This is a genomic window from Dyadobacter sp. HNCC25DJ187, assembly GCF_056895255.1.
Genome location: NZ_JBXHAT010000016.1, coordinates 1 through 259, shown reverse-complemented (window position 1 = coordinate 259; position 259 = coordinate 1). Strand labels below are relative to the sequence as shown.

At 50.2% G+C, this 259-nt stretch carries 1 protein-coding gene; it reads right to left on the bottom strand.

Annotation, left to right across the window (positions count from 1 at the left end):
* Nucleotides 1-259 (bottom strand): hypothetical protein (locus AC1XUE_RS25795; RefSeq protein ID WP_483358875.1); only part of this gene is annotated, 259 nt, incomplete at both ends.

Here is a 259-nt window from a genome sequence, read left to right as displayed (position 1 = left end):
TTGTTCCAGTCTTACGCTGCTTGCGGGTTCGGTAACATCAACGATAGCGAGGCTTCCTGCCTGGGTGGTGGAGTATTCGAGCTGATATCTGTATGCATTGTCAGTGGTGTTGAGCAGTTTGTCAACAAACAGCGTATCTGCCACAGCAGGATCAAGATTGGTACTGATGGTAGCGATTGTGGTAAAGTTTGTTCCGGTTTGTCCTGTCGCCCTCATGAGTTTGTATTGGGCCGGAACACCTGCACGAGACATCGGTCTG